At 59.1% G+C, this 14,990-nt stretch carries 7 protein-coding genes and 1 tRNA gene; 1 reads left to right on the top strand and 7 read right to left on the bottom strand.

Annotation, left to right across the window (positions count from 1 at the left end):
• Nucleotides 1–154: 154 nt before the first annotated feature.
• Nucleotides 155–1,606, bottom strand: coding sequence for an NADP-dependent succinate-semialdehyde dehydrogenase (gabD, locus tag HMPREF3014_RS25040; RefSeq protein ID WP_023086894.1), 1,452 nt, complete (start codon nt 1,604–1,606; stop codon nt 155–157).
• Nucleotides 1,607–2,338: 732 nt separating this feature from the next.
• On the opposite strand from gabD, the gene HMPREF3014_RS25050 reads away from it, so the two are divergent.
• Nucleotides 2,339–2,415: transfer RNA gene (locus tag HMPREF3014_RS25050), tRNA-Arg, on the top strand.
• Between the two features lie 540 nt (nt 2,416–2,955).
• Here HMPREF3014_RS25050 and HMPREF3014_RS25055 read toward each other — a convergent pair.
• The 6 genes from HMPREF3014_RS25055 to HMPREF3014_RS25080 all read right to left on the bottom strand — a co-directional run bounded on the left by HMPREF3014_RS25055 (nt 2,956) and on the right by HMPREF3014_RS25080 (nt 14,984).
• Nucleotides 2,956–4,650, bottom strand: coding sequence for a dynamin family protein (locus tag HMPREF3014_RS25055; RefSeq protein ID WP_003160954.1), 1,695 nt, complete (start codon nt 4,648–4,650; stop codon nt 2,956–2,958).
• On the bottom strand, nt 4,643–6,895 hold the full coding sequence (locus tag HMPREF3014_RS25060) for a dynamin family protein (protein ID WP_003160955.1): 2,253 nt from the start codon (nt 6,893–6,895) through the stop codon (nt 4,643–4,645). The genes HMPREF3014_RS25055 and HMPREF3014_RS25060 overlap by 8 nt, the downstream gene beginning before the upstream one ends.
• A gap of 51 nt (nt 6,896–6,946) precedes the next feature.
• Nucleotides 6,947–8,659, bottom strand: a complete 1,713-nt coding sequence (locus tag HMPREF3014_RS25065) for a dynamin family protein (RefSeq protein WP_003160956.1) — start codon at nt 8,657–8,659, stop codon at nt 6,947–6,949.
• A 219-nt stretch (nt 8,660–8,878) separates the two neighbouring features.
• Nucleotides 8,879–9,988: a restriction endonuclease subunit S gene (locus tag HMPREF3014_RS25070; RefSeq protein WP_003160958.1), complete on the bottom strand. Its 1,110-nt coding sequence runs from the start codon at nt 9,986–9,988 to the stop codon at nt 8,879–8,881.
• Nucleotides 9,985–11,568, bottom strand: coding sequence for a type I restriction-modification system subunit M (locus HMPREF3014_RS25075; protein WP_003160959.1), 1,584 nt, complete (start codon nt 11,566–11,568; stop codon nt 9,985–9,987). The genes HMPREF3014_RS25070 and HMPREF3014_RS25075 overlap by 4 nt, the downstream gene beginning before the upstream one ends.
• A 32-nt stretch (nt 11,569–11,600) precedes the next feature.
• Nucleotides 11,601–14,984 carry a type I restriction endonuclease subunit R gene (locus tag HMPREF3014_RS25080; RefSeq protein WP_031633768.1) on the bottom strand — a complete coding sequence of 1,128 codons (3,384 nt, stop codon included), beginning with the start codon at nt 14,982–14,984 and terminating at the stop codon, nt 11,601–11,603.
• Nucleotides 14,985–14,990: the final 6 nt, after the last annotated feature.

A 14,990-nucleotide genomic window follows, 5' to 3' on the forward strand; every position in this document is an offset into this window, starting at 1 on the left:
CCTCGGGACTTGCAGGCCCGCCAGGGCTCGGAGCCGCTTCGCGATCGGCGACCGCGACTCCCGGTTCGTCCGGTGCCACCACCGGCAACGTCGACACCGGACGGCGCAGCTCTTGCCTGCCGTCCGGCCCCTCCGGATGCGTTTCTCGCCGGGCTCAGATACCGCCCAGGCAGAGGTACTTGATCTCGAGGTAGTCCTCGATCCCGTACTTGGAGCCTTCGCGGCCCAGGCCCGAGGCCTTGATGCCGCCGAACGGCGCCACTTCGTTGGAGATCAGGCCGGTGTTGATGCCGACCATGCCGTACTCCAGTTGCTCGGCGACGCGGAACACGCGGGCCAGGTCGCGGGCGTAGAAGTAGGACGCCAGGCCGAACTCGGTGTCGTTGGACATGGCGATGACCTCGGCCTCGTCCTTGAAGCGGAACACCGGCGCCAGCGGGCCGAAGGTCTCGTCCTTGGACACCAGGGCGTTCTTCGGCACGTCGACCAGGATGGTCGGCTCGAAGAAGGTGCCGCCGAGGGAGTGCGGCTTGCCGCCGGAAACCACCTTGGCGCCCTTGGAGACCGCGTCGGCGATGTGTTCCTCGACCTTGGCCACGGCCTTGGCGTCGATCAGCGGACCGGTGGTCACGCCGGCTTCCAGGCCGTTGCCGATGTTCAGCTTGGCCACGGCGGCCTTCAGCTTGTCGACGAAGGCGTCGTACACGCCGTCCTGCACGTACAGGCGGTTGGCGCAGACGCAGGTCTGGCCGTTATTGCGGTACTTGGAAATCAGCGCGCCCTCGACGGCGGCGTCCAGATCGGCGTCGTCGAACACGATGAACGGCGCGTTGCCGCCCAGCTCCAGGGACACCTTCTTGATGTCCTGGGCGCACTCGGCCATCAGTTGGCGGCCGATTTCGGTGGAACCGGTGAAGGTCAGCTTGCGCACGATCGGGTTGCTGGTCAGCTCGCCGCCGACTTCGCCGGCGCTACCGGTGACCACGCTGAACACGCCCTTCGGAATGCCGGCGCGCTCTGCCAGTTCGGCCAGGGCCAGCGCGGAATACGGGGTCTGCGAAGCAGGCTTGAGCACCATGGTGCAGCCGGCGGCCAGGGCCGGGCCCGCCTTGCGGGTGATCATCGCCGAGGGGAAGTTCCACGGCGTGATGGCCGCGGTCACGCCGATCGGCTGCTTGATCACGATGATGCGCTTGTCCGGCTGGTGGCCGGGAATGGTGTCGCCATAGATGCGCTTGGCTTCTTCGCCGAACCATTCGAGGAAGGAGGCGGCGTAGGCGATCTCGCCCTTGGCCTCGGCCAGCGGCTTGCCCTGCTCGATGGTCATCAGGCGGGCCAGGTCGTCCTGGTTCTCGATCATCAGGTCGAACCAGCGGCGCAGCTTGTTGGCGCGCTCCTTGGCGGTCAGCGCGCGCCAGGCCGGCAGGGCCTTGTCGGCAGCCTCGATGGCGCGGCGGGTCTCGGCGGCGCCCATCTTCGGCACGCTGCCGATGATCTCGCCGGTGGCCGGGTTGTTCACCTTGATGGTCTGGCCGTTGTCGGCATCCACCCAGGCGCCATCGACGTAGGCTTGTTGACGGAACAGCTTGGCATCTTTGAGTTGCATGACCTGTCTCCTTCGAGGAATGCCGTGAGCAGCGGGTCTACCTCGACTACCCCGCGTGCCTGGTTGTCTGGTTCGGTTGTAACCGGAAAGTGTTGCCTGCTGGTTATTCGAAAGGGCCAGCGCCCCGGTGTTCCATTTCCTGCGCCCTGTGCCAGCGGCGTCGCCGTTACCGGCCGGCCACCGTGCGCAACGGGCGGACGCGGACGAACGCGACCGCCGACAGGCGTCGGGGAGGATACGAAAGACTCGTGCGGGAAAGGGATTGCGGACGAAACGCCACGCCGGCACCACGGCGGCCCGGCAGCGCGAAAGGCCGGACGAGCGACGGGCAGGTCAGAAAGAGGTCATTCCAGGGGCACGCGGCCGGCTGAACTGATGCCAATTCCCCGGTCTCCTGTTGTTGTGGCTTTGGGGGCGTTTGAAATCTCAAACGAATCCTAGGGCCACCACTGACAAAGGGCAATACCCCGTTCGATAAAATCAACGAAAGTCGGAAAATTCTGCTGCTTTGCTGAGCACATCCTCGACGGACGGTCGTTTTCGTTCGAAATCACGAACGTACGCACATGGAATGGACTCCCGCCGACGAGATGCGTATGATTGCGGCCTGCCGCGCGAGCCGCGGCGCTGCATCCGTAGCTCAGCTGGATAGAGTACTGCCCTCCGAAGGCAATACTCATCGAGTTGTGAAGGGTGTCAGCTAATGGTCAAATAGGCCGCCGCAACACATACGCACCAGTAGCTCAGCTGGATAGAGTACCGCCCTCCGAAGGCGGGGGTCGTGGGTTCGAATCCCGCCTGGTGCGCCATATCTCATTGATTTATCAAGCGTTTTATAAGAGACGATAAATCAACCTGCCCTCATCCCAGCTACGCCTTGAATTCAATCAGCCCTGCTTGAAGCGGAAAATGAGCACTGCCTGAACAGCTCGATTTAGGTTGGTTTTCGGGTTGTGCCAATTCTGTGCCTAAACCGTGCCCCCAAGTCTGGCCCGCCCGTTCGGCGAACCAGAATTTTGAGTGCTAGCCATAAGCTGGCGTCTAGGCTGCAGCTCGTTACTGAACTGAGAGCAACCACTACATATTGCATGACTACAGTCACTCGACTGGTAGAAGGTGAGTTGCCTTGTTCGCTGCTCCAGAGCCCCAGAGAGAAGCACAGATAGCCAACGAACAACGTCCATATATGCCAGGTAAGGCCACCTCAAATGATACGGTCAGATCGAACCAAGCCTGTTTTATAGGCAAACTTTCGGCTCTGCTTTAACTCGACCAATTTCCATTTGGACCAGCACCACGCACTCATGACACCTGCTGCCCCATGACGGTGCCATGAGCGCGCTCACAGACTATGCCAGCGCATCCTGCCTTGGGGACCGATAATCCGCTCTCAAATTGTCTTGCAGGAGTTGATGACCACGCATACGCATATTTTCCAGCCGCTGATGGGCTTCGCTTTTCTCGACACCCAAAATGCTCTCTGCCAGCTCTTTCAACTGCCCAAGTCTATTTTGAGCCGCCCTGAAAACCTTGGATTCCGACCCCACCATCTGCAAGATATCCAACTCAATCGAGTGAGCCAACTCGTTGACGTTCTCGACTTTATGCAGTTGTCGGTTTGCATATTCATCCAGGGTCTGGACCATCGTCTCAAACTCCTTGTACAACATCAGCGCCGCATCGGTTGAATGATCCCATTCCTGCATGACTTCACTCAGGCTCTTGCCCTCATGCAACAGTTCCTTGCCGAGCGTGGAACTGTAGGCGCAGATACCCTCGTACTGGATGCCGCTGTCCTCCAGGTGGTCCCTGATTTCTTCGATCACATCCTGAAGGGTCGACATGGGGCGCAGATCAGCCTTGTTGAGCACCACGTACAGCGGTCTGTCGTCCGCATGCTGAAGCAGGAACTCCAGGTCGTTGGCAGGCAAGGTGCCGTTGGTATCCAGCGCAACCAGCCAGATCACGGCATCCGCCTCGCTCAGAACGGCGCTGGCAATGCCATGGTCGGCAGCGGTGTCCGCAGTGTCTGAAGCAGCAGGGTCGTAACCCGGCATATCGATGAAGGCCAGGTGCTGGACCTCCAGCATCGGCGCCTCGATCACCACATGGGGCATGACCTCCTTGACGTTGAAGCCCATGTTGGCGATGAAGTCATGCGTCAACTGAGCGTACTCGTCCTTCGTCAGCGCTACATGTGCCCCTTTACGCGTGTGACCGTAGATGGAGAGTTCACGGCCAGGCATCACGTAGGTGGGAATTGCAGTGACCGGCTGGATGCCCTTGGCCAACAGTTGCGAATGCTCCCTGTGCATGAAGCTGGTAACAAAGGATGACTTGCCGCTGCTGAAGCCACCCGCCACAGCCACCAGGGATTTCGTACGCAGCGCGGGCGAGTCGCTCAGCAATTCCACATGCAGACTGATGGACTGGGCCTGCTCAAGTACCATGCTCGTAACATCCGCTGGCAACTCAAGCCGTTGTACATCCCGCGCGAATTCACCCGCAAACCAGCTCTTGAGCTCGCTCAGGGCGGGATTTTCGGCTGGCTTGCCGTTGAGGATATTGCAGACCAACCGGTAGCGGCGCTCGACCAACTCAGCTGTGGCCTGCAATTGTCCATGCTCCTCCTCAAGACGCTGATGCGCGGCTTGCAGCTGTGCATGTGCGTCCTCCAGAGAGGCATGCGCGCGCTGCAGTTGCTCCAGCTCACCTCGCTGCAATTTATGGGCTTGCGCCAGTGCCGCATAAGCGTTTGTGCGCTCACGCAATTGCTGCGTTTGTGCGGAGTGCTCTGCCTGCAACTGTCCGTGCAGGGCCTGCAACTGCTCAAGATCACTAGTGGTCGCACCCAGCTCGGCACTGACCCCTGCCAGCTCGGCCTCGATGCGCTGACGCAGCGCCTGCATGCGCAGCGTATGCTCATCGGCCTCCTCGACATGCTGCCGAAGTTGCTCGATCAGCGCCTTGCGCCCCCACGGCCAGATGCGTTTCAGACGCGTGAGGGCAGGCTCGAGCCGGGGAACAAGCAACAGATCAGACATGGCGTTGCAGCTCCTTCAGCTCGGCCAGCAGCTCATCGTAGCGCTGCAGGGTCTTTTCCTTCTCCTGGATCTGCGCCCGGAGTCCGTTGAGCTGCTCTTCGTAATGATCGAAGAGCCGGGCTCCCACATCCGCAGCCTTCAGACGTTCCTCAAAAGCTCTTGTTAGCTTTCGGGCTTCCTGGCTAGCAGCCTTCCTTAGCTCATGAAGATACTCGAGGGCGGCACTTTCAAACCGGCTGGCGTCGCTTCCTCTCAGGGTGCCATTTTGCATCAGCCTAGATGGCACCGGAGGCAACTCCGGATCATCAAATTCACTCACTTCGCGCAGAGCGGCACGGCATGCCTGCGCCAGGCGGGAGGTGTCGATATCTCGATCCTCTACAACCTTATACTCCCGCAACGCCGCCAGAACGCCCGTCTCGATCGTACTTCGCAGTCCCTGCCGAGTGCGGTCGACAATCGTGACCATTTGGGTACTGAAGGACGAATGAAATGCCTCAAGCTCGCTGCGAATTCTGGTCGCGTCAATGGTCTGGACAGTTGTGGACGTGCGCTCTGCGCTAACCAATCCAAAAGTAATTAAACTCAATGCCTTACGGCCGAAACTCGGGTCCGTATACTCGACCTCGTAGTCTTTGGATTGCTCTGCCGCATTCTGGGCGTTGCCGAAAAGCTCATCGGCCTTGCTGTTTATCTGGCTGCGCAAGCTCCCCCCTGCGTCCTCTGCAATATCCCCAACGGCAACGTTGGTTACCCGAATGGCCCTCTCACGACCGGACTGCATGGCGCTGAGCTTTTCTTCAAGATCCTCGGGCCTGGTCTTTAGGAAGGCTTCACGGTTGGCCGATACGACCCCGGGAGCACCTTCCACACTTTCCCGCAAGGCCCTGACCTGGCCCTCCAGAAACGCATTGACCTTTTCTTCGGTGATGACCTGCTTGCGCCCGCGAACCTGCTCCAACATTAGGTTGGTCTGGCCAATGCCGGCCATGGCCTCGAGATGTGGCCTGGCGCTTTCCAACTGGGTGAACTCCGCCGGGTAACCTGAGCGCAGTAGCGACCAGACATGGCGCACAGTGTCATCCCACTCGGTTTCCGGCTGGGTTAGCAGTGCGTGGGCAACGCTGGAGGTAACTACCAGGCGCTCCGCCAGTTGGCTCTTGAGCGTATCCAGCCCCTGATTGGTGGCGTTCTCCGCCGCCAGGGTGTTGCTGGCCTGAGTGGCCAGGGTGCTGCGCAACCCCTGCAGGACATCGGGCAGGCGACCGTCGTGCTTATCGCGTTCGCTGCCGAACAGCTGTCCGTCGACCTGGCTGGCGACCAGGAAGACCTCGCGCACGCCATCCTTGTAGGTCAGACGACCCATCAGATCCAGATCCTGCCTGTTCAGGAACTGCCCTGCCGGGCTGACCACGAAGACCACATCGCAGTTATGCAGCTCCTCCATGGTGCGCTCTTCACGGGAGCGGACCGGGTCATTCACCCCGGGGGTGTCCACCACATCCACGCCCTGCAGGGAGGGTATCGGCAGATACAACGTCAGACACTTCGTGAAGGGTGTGAGCCGTCCACCTGACCCGACATAATTGGCCAGCTTGCCTTGCAGGTCCGCAAGATCGCGTCCGTCAACGCGCTCCGTCTTGCCTCCCTTGTCGCCCAAACCACCTGCGTCGCAAATTCGCGCGTACATATCCTTTGCGCCGCCGAGCCTGGGGTCGGTGTCCAGTTCGCGTTTCACCGACGCGCTGAGGCGCTCCGGGTCCGGCTGCGATACGTTACGAGCGCCCGGGCGCGCCGCCCTTTCCTCAGCCGCCTTCTGCCTCTCGGCCAGGAGCACCGTGAACCGCGAGTCATATTCCTCAGCCAGCTGGCGCATATCGTTCACGTCTTCCGGGCGGAAATACTCCACCTCGGCATAAGGCATGTCTTGGTCGGTGTAGCGCAGGATGGTCAACGAGGCGGTCATGGGAGTGGCCGCCTTGGGCAGCACATCATTGCCGGCGAACATCAGCGCATTGAGCAGCGAGGACTTGCCCGCTTTGACCCGACCGATGATGCCTACCCGCAGGTTGCGCCCCTCCCTGGCCATTGCCAGCGCATCCTCCCGCACGATTTTCGCTTTGAGCGGGGCGCCCTTTTCACCGTACAGCCCATCGGTAAAGCCGGGACCGGGATATCGGTCGACGATGTCGTCGAGCTTCTCCATGCCATTGACGAGATTGGTGATGCGCTGTTCCAGCGACACAGCGTTTTCCTTGACGGTTACAACAGTCATTTTTAGTTAGTTCTCGCTGTGTTAGTGCTTGACGGTCTGGAGATGGGTATCGGCCAAGGCGCGGACTTCGGCGAGCGCATCTTTCAGCACGCCTATCCGGGCCTCCAGATTGCCGCTTTCAGCTTCCTTGTTGATCTTCTCCAGAACCTCCTTCTGCGCCTTGATCCGCTCATCAAACGCCTTGCAGACCGACTGCACGATTTGCTCCTGGGCCTGGAGCAGGAATTCGAGAAGCTGAGGACGCAAATGGCTCTCAACCGATGGAAATACTTGGGTGCGAATGGCCTCCTTGGCCTGCTCAAGTTTCTTCCCTTCACCGATGCCGCCGAAAATGGCGCCAAGCACGCTCGGCAGAATGGTGGCCACGACCTGCAGGATGGGATTGGGGATGAATCGCATCGCGGCCATGCCGGACATCATGCTGGTGATCACGGTGCCCGTGCCGCCGGATTTATCACCTAGGCCGGAAAGCAGGCCGGGCAGCAACTGCGATTGCAGCGTTTGCAGCAAGCTGTCCGTCCAATTGTTCTGGTTCTGGGACAGATTCACGTCCGTGCGCAGGGAGCCACTGACGTGCTGGCTGAACTCGGCGACCATCCGGGCGGACATGCTGTTGGTGGCGCTTTTGAGCCCAGAGGTAAGGCAACTGCGCACCTCGTTGGAGATGATGCGAGTCATCTCATCCTGACTGCGCAGGGCAGCCTGGGCCAACATATCCACGGAGCCGGCCAGGCGGTTGCGCACCGCACGCAAGATGTCATCCGCAGCCCCCTCCAGGTTACCTCCCTGGCTGGCCTCAGACTGCTGCTGACGCTCCTGCTCCAGAGCAACCAGGGCATCTTCCATGTCCTTGATCTTCCGCGCGTTGGCCTCCTTGCTGCTTTCCAGCCCTTTCAGTGCGGTGTCCAGAATGCCCTGCATGTACTGGTTATGGCCGAGTAGCGAATTCTCGAAGATCGCGCCGAAAATCCTCTCGGGATCGAAGCTGCCCAGCATCGCCTTGACCGACGCAATGTCGTTCTTGCTGACAGCGCATACCTCGGCCTCAAAGCCCTCGTCCCCAAGTTGTTCGCGGATGTAATCGCAAATGCCCTGCACATCGGCGGCAGGTTTAAGGTCAGCCTTGTTGATGCAAACGGTGAAGCCGCGCTCCATGACGGTGACTTGGTCCATGTTGCTGATGATCTGCTGGTGCAGTGCGCCTTCTTCAACACTGACCACAAACAGATAGTGCACGCCATCACCGATGTAACGGTCGATGGCTTTGTTGTGCGCATCCAACGGCGAGTTGAAGCCTGGCATATCCACCAGCACCAGCGGCGCCAGCTCCTTCAAGGCCGGGCGATTGAGGTGCAGGCGCAGGAACTTGAGCTGTTCCGCTCGGGCCTGCAGGGCTGGCAACTGGTCGACGCCATATTGCTCGGTACGCCCATCGGTAAAAAACGCCTCAATACGCTCATGGGTGTCGTGGCGCAACTCGGTTGGAATAGCCGTTTCCGGCTTGATATCCATGGGCAGGATACTGCTGCCCATAATGGCATTGAGCAGTGAAGACTTACCGGCGCTGAATGCCCCCACCACGGGCACCAGCAATTCGCGCTCGGCAACCGCCTGCGCAAACGCCTGAATCTGTGCAGGCTCACCATTAATTTCCACCTCAGCCGTACGGGCTTTCTCGATGACCTGCGCCAATTTCTTCAGGTAATCGAGAAGATTATTTTGAGTTTTCAGCATAACTACTCCCTCTGGGATATTCCTTGCCGTATGGGTGTGCTGGGTTCTTTAAAAGCAACTTCAAGCGAGTCATACGCTGTTAGTGGGCGGTCGATCTGCCCTAGATATTGCGAACTACGATGCTGGTTATGGCTCCGCCGATGGGAATGACTGTGGTGGTGCGGTAGCCGCGGAAATGGGTGAGCTTGACGGACTTAAGGCGCATGGGGATTTCCTTATCTATAGCTGGCCGGAGAAGGCTTTTTGACTCAAGGACACAAATGCGCCGTCAACATAAGCAGCACTCTCCACCACGCGCTGACCGGCAATGTTGGTCGCTCTCACAATTGAGGAAAATTTAAGTTGCCGACTATAGTCCGGCAACGAAAGAGTGAATGCCTCAAGCTCCTCACGATTGAGCTTTGGAATATTTGCACGGGCAGGCAACGACTCGGTATATGCGGTGAAGAAATCAGAGAGGAGCAACATCCATAGGAACTCCTTAGTTGCAACACCCTCCACAGGCCTGACCGGATACATGTCAGCTGAACACAAACCCACCCCTTCTGCCATTGCGCACTTCCTAAGATATGGTCGTATTTTTGAATACAACACATAGCGATCATCAAAAAGAAATTTCTTACTAATAAGTCCTTCCTCTCGCGCAGTTAGCGCGGGAAGCAGCTTGCCAATTTTTTTCTCTATCCGATCCGGGCCGATATGTATTAAATCTATATATTCGTCGACTCGCGGATCAACCATTGGCGCATCCAGCACGGCAACATCAGAAAACCTAACGACATTTTCTGCACCCTCAATCACATCGCCGAACATGTCCAGAAACACGGCACGGAGGAAGTCGTCGGCGAGTTGGATGGCTTGTTGGCGTTTGCGGCGGATGGCGTCGGCCTTGTCGAGAATGGCGGCGATGCGCTTTTGTTCGGGCAGGGGTGGAACTGGAACAACATTCTCCTTGAGAAACTTAAAGTGTCTGCTATAACCAGCAGACTCAATATTCAATGAGGACAAATAATAGAATAAGAACTTCTTGTCCAACTCAGCCTTTGGCTCAAGTACCTTTGCACCATCAGCACCCAAGCAAAATGGCTCATCTATAAATTTAAAAATCCGGGTGTGATCACCAAATACAATTGCAGGACACCCATCCAAAGAGACTACTGACTCATCATCTGTATAGCCGCCAAATTTCTGCTGCCCTTGGTCAACTATTGGAAACCTGCCTTGCTCCAAGTATTCAGATTTCTGCAGCTTCGAATATTCAGATGTGGCGTCTTTGACAGCCAAGCTGAACGGCAATACATCCCAGTGCGCAGGAAAAACTTGGCTCACAGCATCCCCTCCAGCTCATCCAGATCCGCCAGAATCTCCTGCTCCAGACCTTTGAGCCGTTGCAGAATCACCTTTGGCTCCTCAAAGGCCTCTTGCTGGTACTCCACTTCCTTGTAGCGGTTAATAGAGAGGTCGTACTTGTTGGCAGCAATATCCTCTGCGGGTACGACAAAAGCCTTTTTGCGCTTGTCGCCAAACAGGGTGTTTATAGTGCTGGCGCTGATATTGCCCTCGACCATCTGCCGGTATTTGTGCCACTGGGCGATGGCATCGGGCAGGTCGTTGCTGCCCTCGCCCTTCAGCTCGGTGCGCTTGTCGTCCAGCGAGTAGCCGTCGGCCTGCAAGTCGTAGAACCACACACGCTCGGTGGTGCCGCCCTTGGTGAAAATCAGGATGGCGGTGCTGACGCCGGCGTAGGGTTTGAATACGCCGCTGGGCAGGCTGACGATGCCTTCCAACTGGTTGTTGTCGAGCAGCTCCTGGCGCAGTTGCTGATGCGCCTTGCTGGAGCCGAAAAGTACGCCGTCCGGCACGATCACGGCGGCACGGCCACCAAGTTTGAGCGAGCGGAGGATGTGGGCGACGAACAGCAGCTCGGTCTTCTTGGTTTTCACCAGGCCGAGCACGTCGGGGTTGGTGTTTGTCTCGTCCAGGCTGCCTTTGAACGGCGGGTTGGCCAGCACCACATCAAAGAAGTTTTCTTCCTGGCGCGGGTAGTGCTCCTTGATGGATTTGCTCAGGGAGTCCTGGTAGCGGATGTTCGCGCCGTTCACACCGTGGAGCATCATGTTCATGCTGGAGACGCGCAGCATGGTGGTGTCGAAGTCGAAGCCCCAGAACATCTGGCTGTTGATGTGCTGGCGGTAGGGTTCGAGCAGGTCGCCGGAGTAATGCCGGTTGCCGTCTTCGTCGGTGAAGGTGCCTTCCGGGCTGGAATGCACGCGGTTGAGGTATTCCATGGTGCGCGCAAGGAATCCCGCCGTGCCGCAGGACGGGTCGCAGATCACATCGGTGGGCTGCGGGGCGATCAGTTCGATCATCGCGTCGATGATGTGGCGCGGGGTGCGGAACTGGCCGTTGATGCCGGCGGTGGTGAGCTTGCTCAGCAGGTATTCGTAGATATCGCCCTTCACGTCGCTCTGGGTCAGCGGCAGGTCGTTGACCATCTCCACGGCGGAGGTGAGCACGGACTCGTTCTTGATCTCCAGATCGGCGTCCTGCATGTATTCGCTGATATGGCCGAGGCCTTCGCGCTCACCGCCCTCGCCTTCGGCACTGCCGAGCTGGGCGAAGAACGGATAGACCTTCTGCTTGAGGTGGCTGTGCAGCTCCTTGCCGCTCATGTTGCGGAAGTTCTTCCAGCGCAGCAGCTGGCCTTCCGGGGTATTGGGGAACAAGCGGTCGAAGGCCTTGCCGGTGCGGTTGGCTTTGCGCTCGGCTACGTCCTCCTGCATGTCGAGCATGCGGGCGAACATCAGGTAGCTGATCTGCTCGATCACGGTCAGCGGGTTGGTGATGCCGCCAGTCCAGAATTTTTCCCAGAGCTTGTCGATATCGTTGCGGATTTTGCCGGTGAGCATTCAGTGGTCTCGATCTGTAGGTTGTGCGGCCATCAGGCGTGGGTGCCGGGCTGGTCGGGGTTCTTCAAAAAGGGTTTGAGCACGGCCACCAGCTCGGTGACATCGGCGGGGGCGAACACGCCGTCGATGCCCTCGTGGGAGATGCTGGAAAACGGCGCGTCGTAGAGTGTTTCAATCACGATGCTGCCGTGCTGGGCGATGTAGTTTTTCAGCAGGTTCATAAAGCGCACCTGCTGGGCGGTCAGGCTGGGATGGGCATGGAGGAACTGTTTGAAGTGTTCCTCAATGGCGTGTGCATCCAGGCCAATAATCTCGCGTACGGTGAGGTGCAGTTGATCGGCTGTGCGACCGTAGAACTCGTTGAGCACCTCCAGGCTGACGCCGGGGTGGCTGGTGAGGATGGTCGAGGTCAGGGTTTTCAGCTCGCTCTCGGCAATGGGTTCGCCCTTGTGGATTTTTTGCAGGGTCGGGTTGGCGGCGAGCATGCCGGCAAGGATGTCCTTGAGGCGGCGGCGGTAGATCATGGCCTCGCTGGCGCCAGTGATGTACACCGCGCGCTCGTCGCCCAGCAGGTTGCCATCCTTGGTTTTGGTGGTTCCTATGCCATCACCCGGCCCGGTGCCGGTCTGACGATATTTCATGATGCCGCGCAGTTCCTGGCGGGCGTTTTCCAGCTTGTCGATGCTCGGCTGCAGCCAGAAGTCGGCGCTGCGTACTTCGGCGATCAGGGCATCCTTCTGGCGGACGGCCTGGATATTCACGGCGAGCTTGTCCAACTCGGCCAGCAGGGCAATTTTGCCGTCCTCGAAGCAGGTGGCCTGCTCGACCAGGCAGCACTGAATACCGGCGATCAGCTTATCCAGCGCAGTGGCGTGTTTGTCGCGCAGCACGCGGGCCGACATCAACGGGGCAATGGTGTTGGCCAGCAGGTGCTGGGTTTTGCCATCGAACTGCTGCAGCTGCTGGGTTTGTTGCAACTGGTGCACGGCGCGCAGTTCACGCTTTACCGCCACGCTGGTGTCGGGCAGGTCGTTGATGTCGGCACGCAGCAGGGCAATGGCGGCGTCAAAGGCAGCGGCATGGTTATGACGCAGGGCGGCCTGGGCCAGCGCTAGGCGGGCTTCGAAGGTGGTTTGCAGCAGGGATTTGCTGCCGGTGTCTTCCGGCTCCTGATACTCCTGCTCGAAGAAATCGAAATTGCCGTAGTGGTCGAAGATCAAAAACTCGGTTTTGTCTTTACCGGGGCCAAACAGGTTTGGGCGCAGGCGCGTACCGCGGCCAATCATCTGCCAGAACTTGACCCAGGATTTGACCGGCTTGGCGAACACCAGATTGACCACTTCCGGTACGTCGATACCGGTGTCGAGCATGTCGACCGAGATGGCGATGCGGAAATCGTTATCCGGTTTTTTGAATTCCTTGATCAGGGTGTCCACGTGCGGGATGGCATTGTGGATGACCTTGCAGACCTTGGTGCCGTACTGCGGGTAGAGCTTGCAGAAGAGCTTTTCCAGGTGCTCGGCGTGGTCCTGACGCTGGGCGAAGACGATGGTTTTGCCGACCAGTGAGCCGGTCTCATCCTTGATGCCGTTGTTGATCAGGTTTTCCAGGATGATGCGGTCGGTGTCTTCGCTGAAGATTTTGCGGCCGATGTCCTTGCCGGCGATGGTGGTGCGCTTGGCTTCTTCTTCGCCGAGGTCCTCTTCGAGCTGACGCTTCTGCTCGTCGCTGAGGTCGTTGTAGTGGATGCCGTCACGCAGGAAGTCCGTGGTGAGGTCCTTCACGCGGAATGGCACCAGATACGGCGGCTCATTATTGATGGCAGCATCGAGGCCGAACTCGAAAGTCGGGTCGGTGGTTTCGCAGTCGAACATATCGAAGGTGTTGCGGCTGATGAACTTCACCGGCGTGGCGGTGAGGCCGACCTGCAGCGCGTCGAAGTAGTCGAACAGGTCGCGGTACTTGTTGTAGATACTGCGGTGGCTTTCGTCGGCGATGATCAGGTCGAAGAAGCCCACATCAAGCTGGGCGAAGCGGTTCATCATGCCCGGGTAGGTGGCGATGAAGATGCGCGCGGTCTGGTCGACCTTGCCGGTTTCGCCGATCACACAGCGCGGCTCGCTGGGCAGGTTTTGCTTGAAAGCGTCATCGGCCTGCACGCGCAGCTCTTTGCGGTCGCAGAGGAACAGCACGCGCTTGGCCCAGCCGGTGCGCAGCAGCAACTCAGCCAGGGCGATGGCCACACGGGTTTTACCGGTGCCGGTGGCCTGGATGATCAGGGCTTTGCGGCGCTGCTGCTGGAAGTGCGCGGCGACAGTTTTGATCGCTTCGATCTGGTAGGGGCGGTCGGCAATGCTCAGCTCGGGGTTGTGTTTCTCCAGGGTGGGGACGCGGTACTGGCGCTGATAGGCGAGGTATTCGAGGCTGTCCTTGCTGTAGATGCCGTACACCGGGCGGTAGGTGTTGTACTGCTTGTCGTCCCAGATAAAGGTTTCGTAGCCGTTGCTGTAGAAAATCACCGGGCGCTGCATGCCCATGCGCTCGAAGCCGTCGGCGTACATGCGAGCCTGTTCGCGCCCGGCTTGCAGGCTGAGATTGCCGGATTTCTTGGCCTCGATCACGGCCAGGGGCTGGCCGTTATCGCCCCATAGCACGTAGTCCGCACGGCCCTTGCCGGAGACGTTGCCGGGGAAGTCGACGTCCACTTCCTGGCCGACCTGCGCGGGGTTGCTGACATCCCAACCGGCTTGCAGGAGCATGGCGTCGATCAGCAATGCGCGGGTTTTGGCTTCGTTCCACTGCAGGCTGTCGGCCACCTGCTGGCTCTGCTGCTGACGCTTTTGCTGGTCAGGCTTGGCAGGCGGGTCGACCTTGTCGAGGTGGCGGGTGCGCTCCTGCTCCAGCTTGTCCATCACGCTCTGCAGCGCTTCCTGCTGCTGGTTGAGTTCCTTCTCATAGCTGGAGACGGTTTTCTGCAGACTGGCCAGCATCGCCGCTGGGTCTTTGACCTCGGTAAATGCGGGGATCGAAGCTTGCGCGGTGCCGTAGTACTTGATGGCCATGTACATGGCCAGTTGGTAGGCCGTTTTCAGAGCCAGCTGGGCATTGCGCAAATCACCTTCGGCACCGTGGGCGGTGTCGTTGCCCTGGATGCGCAGGAAGTTGATCTGGTGCACCAGGGGCTTGCTGACGCAATCAACAAACACCGGGTTTTTCACCAGGTCGTAGAAGCTCGACTGCGGCATGCGCGGCAGCAGTTCTTCCTTGTAGATGGCTTTGGTCAGTTCTTCGGCAAAGCTGCGCAGACGGGTGAGCGCGCTGCCCGGATCGATGTGCAGTACAGCCTCGGCAAGACCGGCGAGGTTGGCCAGCAGCTCGTTGCCGGGGCGGAGGAACTCGAAGTTGACTGATTTCATGTAGGC

It is taken from the genome of Pseudomonas sp. HMSC065H01 (genome assembly GCF_001815235.1).
GTDB classification, from domain to species: Bacteria; Pseudomonadota; Gammaproteobacteria; order Pseudomonadales; family Pseudomonadaceae; genus Pseudomonas; species Pseudomonas aeruginosa.

Bases quoted from the DNA above. Each gene is read 5' to 3' on its own strand.
- gabD (WP_023086894.1), bottom strand. From the start codon at position 1,606: ATGCAACTCAAAGATGCCAAGCTGTTCCGTCAACAAGCCTACGTCGAT.
- HMPREF3014_RS25055 (WP_003160954.1), bottom strand. From the start codon at position 4,650: ATGTCTGATCTGTTGCTTGTTCCCCGGCTCGAGCCTGCCCTCACGCGT.
- HMPREF3014_RS25065 (WP_003160956.1), bottom strand. From the start codon at position 8,659: ATGCTGAAAACTCAAAATAATCTTCTCGATTACCTGAAGAAATTGGCG.
- HMPREF3014_RS25075 (WP_003160959.1), bottom strand. From the start codon at position 11,568: ATGCTCACCGGCAAAATCCGCAACGATATCGACAAGCTCTGGGAAAAA.
- HMPREF3014_RS25080 (WP_031633768.1), bottom strand. From the start codon at position 14,984: ATGAAATCAGTCAACTTCGAGTTCCTCCGCCCCGGCAACGAGCTGCTG.